Origin of the sequence: Halomonas organivorans, from assembly GCF_014192055.1 — a bacterium.
In the GTDB taxonomy this organism is placed as follows: domain Bacteria; phylum Pseudomonadota; class Gammaproteobacteria; order Pseudomonadales; family Halomonadaceae; genus Halomonas; species Halomonas organivorans.
Genome location: NZ_JACHXM010000032.1, coordinates 1 through 15,865, shown reverse-complemented (window position 1 = coordinate 15,865; position 15,865 = coordinate 1). Strand labels below are relative to the sequence as shown.

13 protein-coding genes are annotated in these 15,865 nt (G+C 68.9%); 8 read left to right on the top strand and 5 right to left on the bottom strand.

Features of this window, described 5'->3' with window-relative positions; translation table 11 throughout:
- Positions 1-3: 3 nt before the first annotated feature.
- From gatB to gatC, 3 genes are read right to left on the bottom strand one after another with little or no spacing between them, the layout of a single operon-like run.
- Entirely contained in the window at positions 4-1,470 is a 1,467-nt protein-coding gene (gene gatB, locus FHR96_RS19340; protein ID WP_183389365.1) for an Asp-tRNA(Asn)/Glu-tRNA(Gln) amidotransferase subunit GatB, read from the bottom strand.
- Positions 1,470-2,930, bottom strand: a complete 1,461-nt coding sequence (gene gatA, locus FHR96_RS19335) for an Asp-tRNA(Asn)/Glu-tRNA(Gln) amidotransferase subunit GatA (protein WP_183389364.1) — start codon at positions 2,928-2,930, stop codon at positions 1,470-1,472. The genes gatB and gatA overlap by 1 nt, the downstream gene beginning before the upstream one ends.
- Positions 2,931-2,981: 51 nt before the next feature.
- Positions 2,982-3,269 (bottom strand): Asp-tRNA(Asn)/Glu-tRNA(Gln) amidotransferase subunit GatC, encoded by a 288-nt coding sequence (gene gatC, locus FHR96_RS19330; protein ID WP_183389363.1) that lies wholly within the window; start codon positions 3,267-3,269, stop codon positions 2,982-2,984.
- Positions 3,270-3,428: 159 nt separating this feature from the next.
- Here gatC and FHR96_RS19325 point away from each other — a divergent pair, with 159 nt between their 5' ends.
- The 7 genes from FHR96_RS19325 (at position 3,429) to tldD (ending at position 13,648) form a co-directional block, all read left to right on the top strand.
- Positions 3,429-4,466, top strand: a complete 1,038-nt coding sequence (locus FHR96_RS19325; RefSeq protein WP_016854442.1) for a rod shape-determining protein — start codon at positions 3,429-3,431, stop codon at positions 4,464-4,466.
- A gap of 359 nt (positions 4,467-4,825) precedes the next feature.
- A complete protein-coding gene (gene mreC, locus FHR96_RS19320) occupies positions 4,826-5,704 on the top strand; it encodes a rod shape-determining protein MreC (protein ID WP_183389362.1) in 879 nt (292 codons plus the stop codon).
- On the top strand, positions 5,704-6,192 hold the full coding sequence (gene mreD / locus FHR96_RS19315; protein ID WP_183389361.1) for a rod shape-determining protein MreD: 489 nt from the start codon (positions 5,704-5,706) through the stop codon (positions 6,190-6,192). The genes mreC and mreD overlap by 1 nt, the downstream gene beginning before the upstream one ends.
- Positions 6,193-6,206: 14 nt before the next feature.
- Positions 6,207-6,803, top strand: coding sequence for a Maf family protein (locus FHR96_RS19310; protein WP_183389360.1), 597 nt, complete (start codon positions 6,207-6,209; stop codon positions 6,801-6,803).
- Positions 6,804-6,871: 68 nt separating this feature from the next.
- The gene (rng, locus tag FHR96_RS19305) at positions 6,872-8,335 is read left to right on the top strand and encodes a ribonuclease G (RefSeq protein WP_183389359.1); all 1,464 of its coding nucleotides are present in this window, start codon (positions 6,872-6,874) and stop codon (positions 8,333-8,335) included.
- Between the two features lie 4 nt (positions 8,336-8,339).
- The gene (locus FHR96_RS19300; RefSeq protein ID WP_183389358.1) at positions 8,340-12,197 is read left to right on the top strand and encodes a YhdP family phospholipid transporter; all 3,858 of its coding nucleotides are present in this window, start codon (positions 8,340-8,342) and stop codon (positions 12,195-12,197) included.
- The gene (gene tldD / locus FHR96_RS19295) at positions 12,194-13,648 is read left to right on the top strand and encodes a metalloprotease TldD (protein WP_183389357.1); all 1,455 of its coding nucleotides are present in this window, start codon (positions 12,194-12,196) and stop codon (positions 13,646-13,648) included. The genes FHR96_RS19300 and tldD overlap by 4 nt, the downstream gene beginning before the upstream one ends.
- A gap of 100 nt (positions 13,649-13,748) precedes the next feature.
- On the opposite strand, the gene yjgA is transcribed toward tldD, so the two are convergent.
- Positions 13,749-14,252: a ribosome biogenesis factor YjgA gene (gene yjgA / locus FHR96_RS19290; protein ID WP_183389356.1), complete on the bottom strand. Its 504-nt coding sequence runs from the start codon at positions 14,250-14,252 to the stop codon at positions 13,749-13,751.
- Between the two features lie 127 nt (positions 14,253-14,379).
- Here yjgA and pmbA point away from each other — a divergent pair, with 127 nt between their 5' ends.
- Entirely contained in the window at positions 14,380-15,720 is a 1,341-nt protein-coding gene (pmbA, locus tag FHR96_RS19285) for a metalloprotease PmbA (protein WP_183389355.1), read from the top strand.
- Here the strand turns inward: pmbA and FHR96_RS22355 are convergent.
- A partial coding sequence (locus FHR96_RS22355) for a hypothetical protein (RefSeq protein WP_221195887.1) occupies positions 15,672-15,865 on the bottom strand: 194 nt, incomplete at its 5' end. The genes pmbA and FHR96_RS22355 overlap by 49 nt on opposite strands.

The window sequence follows — 15,865 nt, the reverse complement described above, 5'->3', positions numbered from 1 at the left end:
TGCTCAGCACAGGGCGTCGAGCTTTTCCTTGAGCAGCTTGTTGACTTGCTGGGGGTTGGCGGTGCCGCGCGAGGCCTTCATCACCTGGCCGACGAAGTAGCCGATCATCTTGCCGCGCTTGTCGGGTTCGGCGTCGCGGTACTGGGCCACCTGGGCTGGGCTGTCGGCGATGACCTGGTCGATCATCGCCTCGATGGCGCCGGTGTCGGTGACCTGCTTCAGGCCCTTGGCCTCGATGATGGCGTCGGCGCTATTGTTTTCGCCCCCGCCCTCGCCGTGCCAAAGGGCCTGGAACACCTGCTTGGCGGCCTTGCCGTTGATGGTGTCGTCTATCACTCGGACGATGAGGCCGCCGAGCTGGTCGGCCGAGACCGGGCTGTCGGCGATGGCCAGGCCCTCGCGGTTCAGTGCGCCGGACAGCTCGCCCTGGACCCAGTTGGCGGCCTGCTTGGCGTCGCCGCAGACCTCGTGGACCCGTTCGAAGTACTCGGCCATGGCGCGGCTCGCCGAGAGCACGCCGGCGTCGTAGGCGGAGAGGCCGAGCTCGTTCTGGAAGCGCTCGCGCTTGGCGGCCGGCAGCTCCGGCAGGTTGCCGCGCAGGTGGTCGACATAGGCCTGGTCGAGCACCACCGGCAGCAGGTCGGGGCAGGGGAAGTAACGGTAGTCGTTGGCTTCCTCCTTGGTGCGCATGCTGCGGGTCTCGTCGGCCTCGGGGTCGAAGAGGCGAGTCTCCTGGACCACCTTTCCGCCGTCCTCGAGCAGCTCGACCTGGCGTTCGACCTCGAACTCGATGGCGCGCTCGACGAAGCGGAAGGAGTTGACGTTCTTGATCTCGGCGCGGGTGCCGAAGGCCTCCTGGCCCTTGGGGCGCACCGACACGTTGACGTCGCAGCGCATCGAGCCCTCGGCCATGTTGCCGTCACTGATGCCGAGATAGGTGACGATGGAGTGGATGGCCTTGAGATAGGCGGCCGCCTCCTTCGCGCTGCGCATGTCGGGCTCGGAGACGATCTCCAGCAGCGGCGTGCCGGCGCGGTTGAGGTCGATCCCGGTCATGCCGTGGAAGTCCTCGTGCAGCGACTTGCCGGCGTCCTCCTCGAGGTGGGCATGATGCACGCGGACGGTCTTGCGCTCGCCGTCGTCGAGCAGGATCTCGACTTCACCCGGGCCGACGATCGGCTCGTACATCTGGCTGGTCTGGTAGCCCTTGGGCAGGTCCGGATAGAAGTAGTTCTTGCGGTCGAACACCGAGACCTCGGGGATCTCGGCGTGGATGCCCAGGCCGAACTGCACGGCCATGGCCACCGCCTGTTCGTTGAGCACCGGCAGCACGCCCGGCAGGCCCAGGTCGACGGCGCAGGCCTGGGTGTTGGGCTCGGCGCCGAACGCGGTGGAGGCGCCGGAGAAGATCTTGGAGCGGGTGGCGAGCTGGACGTGGACCTCCAGCCCGATCACGGTTTCCCATTGCATCAGGCGGTCTCCTCGGCGAGGTCGGGACGACGCAGGTGCCAGTCGGTGGCCTGCTGGAACTGGTGGGCGACGTTGAGCAACTGGGCTTCGGCGAAGTGGGTGCCGAGGATCTGCAGGCCCACGGGGCGTCCACCGGCGAAACCGGCCGGCACGCTGATGCCGGGGATGCCGGCCAGGTTGACAGCGATGGTGTAGATGTCCTGCAGGTACATCGATACCGGATCCTTGTTGGCGCCCAGGTCGAAGGCCGGGGTCGGCGATGCCGGGCCCATCAGCACGTCGACCGCCTCGAAGGCGTCGAGGAAGTCCTGGCGGATCAGTCGGCGAACCTTCTGCGCCTGCTTGTAGTAGGCGTCGAAGAAGCCCTCGGAGAGGGTGTGGGTGCCGATCAGGATGCGTCGCTTGACTTCCTCGCCGAAGCCTTCGGCGCGGCTGCGCTTGTAGAGGTCGATGAGGTCGGTCGGATTCTCGCAGCGATGGCCGAAGCGCACGCCGTCATAGCGTGACAGGTTGGAGGAGGCCTCGGCCGGGGCGATCACGTAATACGCCGGGATCGCATAGTGGGTGTGCGGCAGGCTGACCTCGCGCACCGTGGCGCCGAGCGATTCGTAGACCTTGATCGCCTCGCGCACCGCGCTTTCCACCTCGGCGGACAGGCCGTCGCCGAAGTATTCCTTGGGCAGGCCGATCTTGAGGCCGGACAGCGGTGCCTCGAGGCCCTCGGTATAGTCCGGCACGCCGCGCGCCACGCTGGTGGAGTCGCGCAGGTCGTGGCCGGCGATGGCGCCGAGCAGGTGGGCGCAGTCGGAGGCCGAACGGGCCATGGGGCCGGCCTGGTCGAGGCTCGAGGCGTAGGCCACCATGCCGTAGCGCGAGACGCGACCGTAGGTGGGCTTCAAGCCGGTGATGCCGCAGAAGGCCGCCGGCTGGCGGATCGAGCCGCCGGTGTCGGTGCCGAGCGCCGCCGGCACCAGGCCCGCGGCGACGGCTGCGGCGCTGCCGCCGGAGCTGCCGCCCGGCACGGCGCCGAGGTCCCAGGGGTTCTTGACCGGGCCGTAGTGGCTGTTCTCGTTGGAGGAGCCCATGGCGAACTCGTCCATGTTGGTCTTGCCGAGGCTCAGGGTGCCGGCGGCGGCGAGCTTCTCGACCACGGTGGCGTCATAGGGCGCGGTGAAGGTGTCGAGCATCTTCGAGCCGCAGCTGGTCTTCACGCCCCGGGTGCAGAAGATGTCCTTCAGCGCCAGCGGCAGGCCGATCAGCGGGCCGGCCTCGCCGCGGGCACGGGCGGCGTCGGCGGCATCGGCGGCGGCCAGGGCTTGCTCGCCGGTGACGGTGATGAAGCTGTTCAAGACGCCGTCATGGCGCTCGATGCGCGCGAGCAGGTGCTCGGTCAGCTCGCGGCTGGAGAACTCGCCGGCGGCCAGGGCGGCGGCGAGTCCGGTCAGTGTCTGGTCGTGCATGGGGCCGGGGCTCCGTGATGACATGTCATTGACGATGAAAAGAGGAGGCGGTCATTCGACGACCCGCGGCACCAGGTAGAGGCCGTTCTCCACCGCCGGGGCGCAGCGCTGGAAGGTCTCGCGCTGATCGCCCTCGGTGACCTCGTCGGCGCGCAGGCGCTGGGTGGCGTCCAGCGGGTGGGCCAGCGGTTCGACGCCATCGGTGTCGAGCGACTGCAGCTGGTCGACCATCTCCAGGATGCGGCCCAGGTCGTCGAGATAGCGGTCGGCCTCACCCTCGTCCAGGCCGAGTCGGGCCAGATGGGCGGCCCTGAGAACGTCTGCGTGTTCAAGCGCCATGATCGGATGTCCTCGAAAGGGTGGGGGAAAAGACCGCAGAAGGTACCACATTCGCGGCTTGGCGGGCAGGGCCGGTGGCGTGGCGCTTGCCGCCCGTGGGGTGCAGTGATACGGTTTGCCCCCGCACAGGGTTCCCGGTCTGCACTAGGTAACGACTTCATGTTCAAACGTTTGAGGGGGCTGTTTTCCAGCGATCTGTCGATCGACCTGGGGACGGCCAATACGCTGATCTATGTCCGCGGGCGCGGCATCGTGCTCGACGAGCCGTCGGTGGTGGCGATTCGCCAGTCCGGCAACATGCGCAGCGTGGCTGCCGTGGGCGCCGACGCCAAGCGCATGCTGGGTCGCACCCCCGGCAACATCACCGCCATCCGGCCGATGAAGGACGGCGTCATCGCCGACTTCACCGTTACCGAGCAGATGTTGCAGTACTTCATCCGCAAGGTCCATCAGAGCACCTTCCTGACGCCCAGCCCGCGGGTGCTGGTCTGCGTGCCCTGCATGTCGACCCAGGTGGAGCGTCGCGCCATCAAGGAGTCCGCCGAGGGTGCCGGGGCCCGCGAGGTGTTCCTGATCGAGGAGCCGATGGCCGCGGCGATCGGCGCCGGCCTGCCGGTCGAGGAGGCCCAGGGCTCGATGGTCGTCGACATCGGCGGCGGCACCAGCGAGATCGCCATCATCTCGCTCAACGGTGTGGTCTACTCCGAGTCCATTCGCGTCGGCGGCGACCGCTTCGACGAGGCGATCATCGCCTACGTGCGCCGTCACTATGGCAGCCTGATCGGCGAGTCCACCGCCGAGCGCATCAAGGAAGAGATCGGCTGCGCCTATCCCGGCGGCGAGCTGCGCGAGATCGATGTGCGCGGCCGTAACCTGGCCGAAGGCATCCCGCGCAGTTTCACGCTGAACTCCCACGAGATCCTCGACGCGCTGCAGGAGACGCTGGGCTCCATCGTCGCTGCCGTGAAGAGCGCGCTGGAGCAGTCGCCCCCCGAGCTGGCCTCCGACATCGCCGAGCGCGGCCTGGTGCTGACCGGCGGCGGTGCGCTGCTGCGCGATCTCGACAAGTTGATTGCCGAGGAGACCGGGCTGCCGGTGGTGGTCGCCGAGGATCCGCTGACCTGCGTGGCTCGCGGGGGCGGCAAGGCGCTCGAGATGATCGATCAGCATACGTTCGAGCTGCTCTCCAGCGACTGACGAAAGTCCTGAATGATTGATGCGCTCGGCGTCCCGTGGCAAGGCAAGAGGTCTGGGAGCGTCGGGCGTGAGCCTGGTTGCCGGCGGCGCCAGAGTGCCGTGGCTGCCGCCCCTTGATGCTGCCGGCGACATGTTGGGCGCTATTGTCCCGGCGGCGACCGGATCAGGCGCCTGCCTCTCGTCGCTTGCAACATCACTCAACGCCCCTTGGCGGACGAGGGCTCTTGCCGTTGCGGATGATGCATCGCGGTGGTGCTGTGCTGGCAGGCGTCTCGGCAAGGCCCCGAGCGCCGCGAAGGAGATAGGGAGAGAGCGTTATCAAACCGCTGTTCTCGCATGGATCGGTGCCGGGCTATCGCATGCTGCTGTGCGCGCTTCTCGCCGGGGCCCTGATGTTCGCCGATCTGCGTTTCACGCGCATGGAGCCCGTGCGGGCCCAGCTGTCCACGCTGGTGGCTCCTATCCAGTGGCTGGTCAGCTTGCCCAGTGACGCCCTCAACTGGGCGGCCCTGGCGTTTTCGGACCAGCGCGAACTGCTGGACGAGAATCGCCAGCTGCGCGAGCAGATCCTGACCCTCTCGCACCGGGTTCAGCGCATGGCCAGCCTGACCGCCGAGAACGTGCGGCTGCGCGAGCTGCTCGATGCCGCTCGCGAGCGCGACATCCCCTTCATTACCGCCGAGCTGCTGTCCCTGGATCCTGATCCCTTCAGCCACCGCATGGTGATCGATCGCGGGCGCCGTGACGGGGTGTTCGTCGGTCAGCCGGTGATGGACGCCGCGGGACTGGTGGGGCAGGTGACCTCGGTGTCGGCCTATGCCAGCCGAGTGCTGCTGGTGGCCGACGCCAGTCATGCGCTGCCGATCCAGGTCAACCGTAACGGCCTGCGCTTCATCATTCAGGGCACCGGCCAGTACGATACCCTGAGCGTGCTGCATGTGCCCGATACCGCTGATATCCGCGAGGGCGACCTGCTGGTGACCTCCGGACTGGCCGGCCGCTTCCCTGCCGGTTACCCGGTGGCGCGAGTCACCGCCGTGGTTCACGATCCCGGCGAACCCTTCGCGCGGGTCGACGCTCGCCCGGTGGCCCAGCTGCAGCGTGCTCGCCACTTCCTGCTGCTGTTCCCGCCGGAACCGCCCGAGGCCCTGGGGCGTGGCGGCTGGCAAGTGTCGCTGGATCCGAGCGCGATAGAGGCCGCCCGGCAGGTGATGGGCCCCGTCGAGGAGGATGACTGATGGCGACGCGTTCCGAGGCGAGCCTGCCCTGGATCTGGCTGACCCTGCTGTTGGCATTGTGCCTGCAGGTGATGCCCCTGGCCGACGGCTGGCAGATCTGGCGGCCGGACTGGCTGGGCCTGATGCTGATCTACTGGTGCATGAAGGCGCCGCAGCGTGTCGGTGTCTTTCATGGCTTCGTGCTGGGCATCCTGCTGGATCTCCTCCAGGGCGCGCCGCTCGGCCAGAATGCCTTGCTGCTGTCGCTACTGGCCTTCCTGTGCGCGCTGGTCTATCCCCGTTTCCGGGCTTACTCGCTACTCCAGCAGGCGGTGTTGATCCTGGTGCTGCTGGGCACGGTGCAATTGGTGGAACAGTGGCTCAGGACGCTGCTGGGTCCCTTCGCGATTCATCTCTCCTTCCTGCTGCCCTCGGTGATCGGGGCGCTGCTGTGGCCCTGGCTGACGACCCTGTTTCGCGCCTTTCGGCGCCGCCCCGCCAAGAGCTGAGCCCGGAGGACTGCATGCCGCATGAGTCGAGTGACGCGCCGCTGATCCGTTTGGCCTCCGCCTCGCCGCGTCGTCGCGAGCTTCTGGCGTCGATCGGCGTGCCGGTCGAGGTGCATCCGGTGGACATCGACGAGACGCCGCGCCCCGGTGAGGCGCCCGAGGCCTATGTGCTGCGCCTGGCCGAGGAGAAGGCGCAGGCCAGCGCGGCGGGCACCAGGCTGCCGACGCTGGGTTCCGACACCGCGGTGGTGTGCGATGATGCGATCCTCGGCAAGCCGCGCGATCGCGATCACGCCGCCGCCATGCTGCGCTCGCTGTCCGGGCGCACCCATCGGGTGCTGACGGCGGTGGCGGTCGTCGGGCCGGCCGGTATGCTGAGCGTCTGCGTGTCCACCGAGGTGGCGCTGCGCGAGCTCGAAGACGACGAGATCGCCGCCTACTGGGCGACCGGCGAGCCCGCCGACAAGGCCGGTGGCTATGCGATCCAGGGGCGCGCGGCGATCTTCGTGTCGCGCCTGGAAGGCAGCCATTCGGCGGTGGTCGGCCTGCCGCTGTTCGAGACCGCTGAACTGCTGGCGCGCCAGGACGTTCCCCTGTGGTTCGAGAACTGAGGAACGAGTCGCGCCAGGTCAGGGCTATGTCATAATGCTCCGAGTTTCCTCTGGACAAGGATTTCCGCATGAGCGGTGAAGTACTCATCAACCTGACTCCGATGGAGACCCGTGTCGCCGTGGTGGAGAACGGCGTGCTGCAGGAGGCCTTCATTGAGCGGGCCAGGCGCCGCGGTATCGTCGGTAACATCTACAAGGGCAAGGTGGTTCGCGTGCTGCCGGGCATGCAAGCTGCCTTCGTCGACATCGGCCTCGAGCGGGCTGCCTTCATCCATGCTCATGAGGTGATGCCGCCGGGAACCCCCGCCGACGAACAGGTCTCCATCGCCCACTTGCTCCACGATGGGCAGTCGCTGGTGGTGCAGGTCACCAAGGATCCGATCGGCTCCAAGGGTGCGCGGTTGACCACTCACCTCTCGGTGCCGTCGCGCTATCTGGTCTATATGCCCGATTCGCCGCACAACGGGGTGTCGCAGCGCATCGAGGACGAACGCGAGCGCGAGCGGCTGCGCGAACTCATCGAGACCGCCCAGGCCGAGCAGACCATCGAGATCACCGGCGGCTTCATCGTGCGTACCGCCGCCGAAGGGGTGACCCAGGAGGAGCTGGCCGGGGACATGTATTTCCTGCTGCGGCTGTGGCGCAAGGTCAGCGAGCGCAAGGTCACCGCCTCCGCCCCCAGCGTGATCTACGATGACCTGCCGCTGTTCATGCGCACGCTGCGCGACGTGATGCGCGACGACATCGAGAAGGTGCGCATCGACTCCCGGGAGAACCACGTCAAGCTGGTCGAGTTCGCCGAGGAGTTCATGCCCGCGGCGGTGGAGCGTATCGAACACTACGCCGGCGAACGGCCGATCTTCGACCTGTTCAGCGTCGAGGACGAGATCCAGAAGGCGCTGGGGCGCAAGGTGCAGCTCAAGTCCGGCGGCTACCTGGTGATCGATCCTACCGAGGCGATGACCACCATCGACGTCAATACCGGTGGCTACGTGGGGCATCGCAATCTCGAGGAAACCATCTTCAAGACCAACCTCGAGGCCGCCACCGCCATCGCCCGTCAGCTGCGGCTGCGTAACCTCGGTGGCATCATCATCATCGATTTCATCGATATGGAGGATCCGGAGCACCAGCGCCAGGTGCTGCGGATGCTGGAAAAGTCGCTGGAACGCGACCATGCCAAGACCAAGTGCACCGGGATCACCGAACTGGGCCTGGTACAGGTGACGCGCAAGCGCACTCGAGAGAGCCTGGAGCAGACGCTGTGCGAGGCCTGTCCGTCCTGTCACGGCCGGGGGACCCTCAAGACCCCGGAGTCGGTGTGCTACGAGATTTTTCGCGAGATCCTGCGCGAGGAACGTGCCTACAGCGCCGAGACCTACACGGTGCTGGCCGCCCAGTCGGTGGTCGACCGGTTGCTCGATGAGGAATCCGCGGCGGTGGCCGACCTGGAGGAGTTCATCGGCAAGACCATTCGCTTCCAGGTCGAATCCCACTACTCCCAGGAGCAGTACGACATCGTGCTGATGTGAGCCCATGTCGCCGATTCGCCTGGTCATTCGCTGGTCCCTGACGCTGCTGGCGGCGGCGCTCACTGTGGTGGCGCTGCTGACGCTGGTGCTGCGACTGCTGCTCGGCCAGGCCGACCAGCTCACGCCGCGCCTGGAGGCGCTGCTGTCGGCCCGCTTCGAGGCCGCGGTGAACCTCGAGGGCATCGACGGCAAGCTGGCCGGTCTCGATCCTGCCCTCGAGGTGCATGGGCTGACGATGCGGGCCGGCCCCGACGGCGGCGAGCGGCCGCTGCTCGAGCTGGACGCCGCCAGCCTGCGGCTCGATGCCGCCGCCAGCCTTCGCGACGGCATGCCGGTAGTGGCCGATGCGAGGCTGTCCGGCCTCACCCTGCACCTCTATCAGTCCGAGGACGGTCGCTGGCGTTGGCCGGAGCCCGCCGACGTGCCCCCCGAACTGATCCCCGATAGCGAATTCGATCTCGCGCGCCTGGACTTCTGGGTGGGCGTACTGCTCCGCCAGCGGGCCTGGGCCGAGGATCTCGACGTCGTGCTCCACGGCCGCGAGCGCGAGGCGGTGCTCGAAGCGCCGCGGCTGTTGATGGTCGGCGATGCTCGCCGTACCCACCTGGAAGGGCAGGTCCGCCTGCGCGGTCGCCCCGGCGAAGCCGCCGCGGTGGTCATGGAGCTGGTGCCGGGCGAGGGCGGCCTCGACGACTTCGGCGCCGCCCTGCAGGCGAACATGAGCCTCGATAGCCTGACCGGGCTATCGTCGCTGTTCGGCGTCGAGGCGCTGCCGGACTTCACCGACATGGAGGGGGCCGCGCGGCTATGGGGGCGCTGGACCCACGGCCGATTGGCCGACGCGCGGCTCGATGTCAGCGCCCCGCGCTTGGCGCTGCGCCAGCCCCAGGATACCGCCGAGACGCCGGGCATCGTGCTCGAGAATGCCTCGCTGCGTGGCCAGTGGCGCCGCGAAGCGGGCGCCGACGACTGGCAGGCCTGGGTACATGGCGATGCGAGCAAGGTGGTCGGCCCCGAGGCCTCGGCCGGCGGGCGTCCCCTGCCGCGTGACTGGTACCTGGAGGGAGATGGGCGTGACTGGCGGCTCACCACCGGGCCCTTCGACCTCGCCGCCCTGGCGGCCTGGCGGACGCGCCTGCCGCTGCCCGAGGCGCTGGATCGCAGTGTGGCGGCGCTCGCCCCGAGAGGCCGGGTGAATGCCCTGGGGCTTGGCCAACGGGATGGCGAATGGCAGGCCCAAGTCAGCGCCAGCCAGGTGGCCGTCGATCCCTGGCAGCAGGCCCCGGGCGGCGGCCCGCTGGACCTGTGGCTCACGGCCGACGGCACGCGGGGGCGGGTGCGCTTCGCGGGCGGCGAGGGCACCGCGTTGGCCTTTCCAAAGGTCTTCGAGGCACCGATGCAACTGTCCCATGCCCGCGGCGAGGTGGGCTGGAGCTACGACGGGCCGCACAGCTTCGTCAGCGGCCGTGGTCTCGAGGTGGGGTGGCGCGGCGCCGAGGTGACGGGCAGTTTTGGCCTCTCGGTGGGCGGCCCGACGCGCGGTGGTTTCGGCCTGTCGCTGGCGTTCCGTGACGTGGATGCCCGCTCGCGACCGCTGACCGACTGGTTGCCCATGGTGCTGTTGCGCGAGGAGACGCCCGAGCTCGCCGAGTGGCTGGCCGGGGGCCTGGCCGGTCGCGTGTCGCAGGGCTCGCTGCGCCTGCACGTGCCGTTGCGTAAACCGGACACCGGCCTGGCCTCCATCGACCCGACGCTGGACCTGGATCTGGCGGTGGAGGACGGCCGACTCCCCTATGCCGAAGGCTGGCCGGCCCTGGAAAACGTGGCCGGTCGGATGACGCTGCGTGACGATACGCTCAGCGCCGAGGTGGATCGTGCCGAGAGCCTCGGCGTCCTGACCCACGCTGCCGAGGTGCACCTGGAGGGCGAGCGACTGTCGGTGAAAGGGCCGCTCGACGCCGATGCACCGGCGCTGTCGCGCTATCTCGCCGCCTTGCCGATCGACGGCATCGACGCGGCCGCGGACTGGCAGGGCGAAGGCCGCCTCGATGCCGCTCTCGAGCTGGCAATGTCGCTGGACGAACCGGACTCGCTGCGTCTGGATATCGAGGGTGACGCCGACCTGACGCGCCTGACGCACGGGCCCAGCGGGCTGGCCTTTCACGCCATCAAGGGGCCGTTGGCCTGGCACCAGCGCGGTGAGCAGGGGGCGCTCGAAGGTCGCCTCGAGGGCAGCCTGCTCGGTGGCCCCATTCGGGCCGATCTGGACACGGGCGAGGGGCGCGTCGCCCTCTCGGGCACCGCCCAGGCCGAGGCGCTCACCGAGCTGGGGGCGCCGGCCGGCAGCGGCGAGCTGCTGTCCGGCCGGCTCGACTGGCAGGGCGACGTCGACATGTCGGCTGCCTCGCCGACGCTGAACCTGCGCAGCGATCTGCAGGGCCTGGCCATCGACCTGCCCGCGCCGCTGGGCAAGGCGGTCGGTGCTACCCGGGCACTGCGCCTGCGCTTCGCGCTTGGTGGGGAAGGCGCCTGGTCGGGCCGCCTGGGCAGCGCCCTGGGCTGGCGCTGGCGCCCAGAGCGTGGCGGCCAGGGGCAGGCCTGGCTGGGGCGCGAGGCCCCCACGACCTGGCCCGGCGAGCCTGGCTGGTCGTTGCAGGCCTATCTCCCCCGCCTGGTGGTGGCGGACTGGGGGCGCGCTCTGGCACCGCTGGCCCAGGGGGCGGGAAATGCCCGGTCGGGGGCCAGCGAAGGGGTGTCGCATCTTACCCTGGACACCGACTGCCTGAGCGTCGATGGCCATTGCCTGGGCTCGTTGATTGCCGAGGGCGAGCCGGTGCCCGGGGGCTGGCAGCTGGCGCTGGATGGCAGCCTGCTGGCCGGTCGCCTCGAATATCGACCGGGCCTGGAGCGGCCGCTGGATGTTGCGCTGTCCAGCCTGCGCCTCGATGGCCTGCTGCCGTCCGCCGCCCCGGCCGGTGGCAGTGACGGCCGGCTGCTCGACGAGCTCGAGGTGCCGCCGACCCCGGCGGCGGTCCCGAAGGCCCTTGGCGAGCTACCGGCAGGGCGGTTGCGGATCGCCGACCTGAGCTACCAGGGGCGGCGGTTCGGCCCGTTGACCGCCTACTGGCGGCCCGAGCCGGATCGGCTGGTCGTGGAGCCGCTGGGGCTGACCCTGGGACAGGTCAGCGCCCGTGGCAGCCTGGTATGGGAGGCCACCGGGCCCGAGGCCAGCCTGACGCGAGCGCGGCTGGACGTGGATGGCCGGGATCTGGGCACTGCCCTGGAGGCGCTCGGTCAGCCGGTCGCCATTCGCAATGCCGAGACCCGCATCGACGGCCAACTGGCGTGGCCGGGGGCGCCCTGGCAGTTCGCCCTGGCGCGCTCGCGGGGCAACCTTGAAGTGGCGCTGCGCGACGGCCGCTTCGTCAACCTGGAGTCGCCCTCGGCGCGGGTGGTCGGCCTGCTCAATGTGGACAACCTGCTGCGCCGCCTGACACTGGACTTCTCCGACGTCACCGGACGTGGCACCGCCTTCGATCGTGTCAGCGGCAGTGCGACCCTGTATGGTGGGATACTGGAGACGCGAGGGCCGGTGGAGATCGATGGCCCGGCCACTCGCTTCACCCTCGAGGGCAGCGTCGACCTGGCGCGGCGAGAACTCGACCAGCGTCTCGGCGTCACGCTTCCGGTGAGCAACAATCTGCCGCTGGCGGCGGTGATCGCCGGGGCGCCGGTGGTCGGCGGAGCGCTGTTCATTGCCGACAAGCTGTTCGGTGATGCCCTCGACCGCGTGACCCGAATTCACTATCGCGTGGAGGGTCCCTGGACCTCACCGCGCATCGCTCTGGAAAGTGCCGAATGACATCACATACGCAATCCCTGCTCGATCAGGCTGACGAGGCGCTGCTGGCGCCCGGTGGGCTCGATCTCGATGCTCTGGACGCCGGACTCGGCCATGTCCTGGGGGCCGGCATCGACTACGCCGATCTCTATTTCCAGCGCAGCTGGCACGAGGGCTGGGTGCTGGAGGACGGTGAGGTCAAGGAGGCCAGCTACAATATCGACGGCGGCGTCGGCGTGCGCGCCATGGCCGGCGAGAAGACAGGTTTTGCCTATTCCAACCAGATCACCATGGACGCCCTGGCCGACACCGGACGCACCGCCGCCGGTATCGTGCGTAGCGGCAAGCGCCTGTCGGTCGCCTCCCGGGTGGTGGCGGCGCCAACGGCGCGCTATGCGGGCGTCGATCCGCTCGCCGGGCTGTCCGCCGATGACAAGATCGCCATGCTCAAGCAGGCCGATCGCGTGGCCCGTGCGGCGGACCCGTCGGTGAGCCAGGTCAGCGCTTCGCTGACCGGGGTCTACGAAGTGGTGCTGGTGCGTGCCAGCGACGGCACCCTGGCCGCCGATATCCGTCCTCTGGTGCGCTTCAATGTCAGCGTGATTGCCGTGCGCGGCGGTCGTCGCGAACGGGGTAGCGCCGGCGGTGGCGGCCGCTACCCGATGGCCAGGCTGCGTGACGACGAGGCCGCCGAGCGCTTCGCCAAGGAAGCGGTGCGCCAGGCGCTCGTCAATCTCGATGCGGTGGACGCCCCGGCCGGCCAGATGCCGGTGGTGCTGGGCGCCGGCTGGCCGGGCATCCTGCTTCATGAGGCGGTGGGCCATGGCCTGGAGGGAGATTTCAACCGCAAGGGCAGCTCGGCCTTCGCCGGCCGCATGGGCCAGCGCGTGGCGGCCCCGGGGGTGACCGTGGTCGACGACGCGACCCTGGCCGATCGACGCGGGTCGATGAGCGTCGACGACGAAGGCACGCCCGGCCAGTGCACGACCCTGATCGAGGACGGCATCCTCACCGGCTACATGCAAGACAAGCTCAACGCGCGCTTGATGGGCATGGCGCCCACCGGCAATGCGCGTCGCGAGTCCTTCGCCCACCTGCCGATGCCGCGCATGACCAACACGTACATGCGCGCCGGCCAGGACGATCCTGCCGACATCATCAAAAGCGTCTCCCGCGGCATCTACGCGGTGAGCTTCGGCGGCGGCCAGGTGGATATCACCTCGGGCAAGTTCGTGTTCTCGGCCAGCGAAGCCTACCTGATCGAGGACGGTCGCATCACCGCCCCGGTCAAGGGCGCCACCCTGATCGGCAACGGGCCCGAGGCCATGGGTCAGGTATCGATGATCGGCCACGACCTGGCGCTGGATACCGGCATCGGCGTGTGCGGCAAGGAAGGGCAGGGCGTACCGGTCGGCGTCGGCCAGCCGACGCTGAAGCTGGATGAGCTGACCGTGGGGGGCACCCAGTCCTGAAGCTGGAAGCTGGAAGAGCGCCGCTTCGCGGCTGGAAGCTGGAAGAGAAACCATGCCTAAACAGGGGTAGCTTCCAGCTTCTGGCTTCAAGCTTCTGGCTCTAGAGTTCGGCCGTCTCGCGGATCAGCTTGAACAGCCGGCGGGCGTTGGTCGGCGGCTTGCCCTGGTCGCGCTCGCGGCGGGCGTTGCGGATCAGCTGACGCAGGGCCTGGCGGTCGACGTCGGGGTACTCGGCGATGAAGGCTTCGAGGGCACCGTCCTCCTCGACGAGGCGGTCGCGCCACTGCTCGAGGCGATGGAAGGCGTGGTCCCGGCGCAGCTGCTCGCGGTCCATCTCGTCGAACACCGCCTGGATGCCCTCGAGGTCTTCGCGGCGCATCAGCTTGCCGACGTACTGCATGTGACGGCGGCGGGCTTCCCTGGCGCGAATGCGGCCGGTCTCCTCGATGGCTGCCAGCAGGTCGTCGGAGAGAGGGAAGCGGGCGCGTTCGGCCTCGCGCATGGCGATCAGTCGTTCGCCGAGCTCCTGGAGGGCGTGCATTTCACGCTTGAGCTGTGACTTGCTGGGCCGTTCGTCGGCTGAAGAGACATCATCCTGGGTCATGTGGCGTCCTGAATCCTGAACATCGGGGCGTGGGAATGGACCCAGTATACCAGCCCGCTGCGGCGGGCTGGCCAAACGACCATGTTGTGTATCGGCCCCCGGGCCGGTCGAGTGAGGAGTCAAGACGATGACACAGGCTTTCGATGCCGCCGCCCAGCAGGGCCTGCTGGAAACCCGCGCCGAGGCGGCCCTGGCGCTGGCCAGCCGACTCGGTGCCGATGCCTGCGAGGTGGGCGCCAGCGTCGACCAGGGCGTGGGCGTCAATGTTCGCGAGGGTGAGGTGGAGACCGTCGAGCTGTCCCGGGACCAGGGCATCGCGGTGACCGTCTACGTCGGCCAGCGCAAGGGCAGCGCCTCGTCCACCGACGCCTCCGAGGCGTCGATCAAGGACGTGGTCGAGAAGGCCCTGGCGATCGCCCGCCACACCGGGGAGGATCCCGCCTCCGGGCTCGCCCCGGCGGAGCTGATGGCTCGCGAGCTTCCGGACCTCGACGTTCACCATCCGTGGGCGCTTTCCACCGAGCAGGCGATCGACATCGCGCTGGCCTGCGAGGCCGCCGGCCGTGGCATGGCCGGCATCAAGAGCTCCGATGGCGCCGGGCTGTCCAGCGGCGAGGGCGTGCGGGTCTATGCCAACAGCCACGGTTTCCTCGGCAGCCAGCGGGGCAGCCGCCACTCGCTGTCCTGCATGCTGATCGCCGAGGACGAGCATGGCATGCAGCGCGACTACGACTACACGAGCGCCCGCGATGCTCGTGACCTGCTCGCCCCCGAGGCGGTGGGCGAGAGCGCCGCGCAGCGCACCTTGCGCCGTCTCGGCGCGCAGCGCCCGGCCACCGGGCGAATGCCGGTGCTGTTCGACCCGAGCCTGGCGTCGGGGCTGGTCGGCCACCTGCTCGGTGCCATCGCCGGCGGCGCGCTCTACCGGCAGTCCTCGTTTCTCTGCGACCGGCTAGGCGATACGCTGTTTCCGGAGTGGTTCTCGCTGCAGGAGAAGCCGATGCTGATCGGAGGCATGGCCAGCAGCCCCTTCGACGGCGACGGCGTGCAAACACGCGACAACGTCTTCGTCGACCAGGGACAGCTGGTCAGCTACCTGCTGTCCGCCTACAGCGCACGGCGGCTGGGCATGGACACCACCGGCAATGCCGGCGGCGCCCGCAACCTGCGGCTCACCGCGCCGCTCGAGTCGCAGCAGGCGCTGCTGGCGCGCATGGATCGCGGAGTGCTGGTCACCGAGCTGATGGGCCAGGGCGTCAACGGTGTCACCGGCGACTACTCACGCGGTGCGGCGGGCTTCTGGGTGGAGAACGGACGCATCCAGCATCCGGTGGAGGAGTTCACCATTGCCGGCAACCTGGAAGCGATGTTCAAGGGATTGGTGGGGGTCGGTGACGATACCGATACCCGTGGCAGCATTCACACCGGCAGCTGGCTGATCGACGAGATGACGGTCGCGGGCGGGTAAGCCGGGCTTCGCCCGCTATAAGCCGGAAGATCGCCCGCTCCGCGGGCGTAAGCTGGAAGCTTGAAGAAAACCCGGCCGGGCTTCGCCCGGAGCTTGAAGTCATAAGCTTGAAGCTGGAAGAAAACCCGGCCGGGCTTCGCCCGGA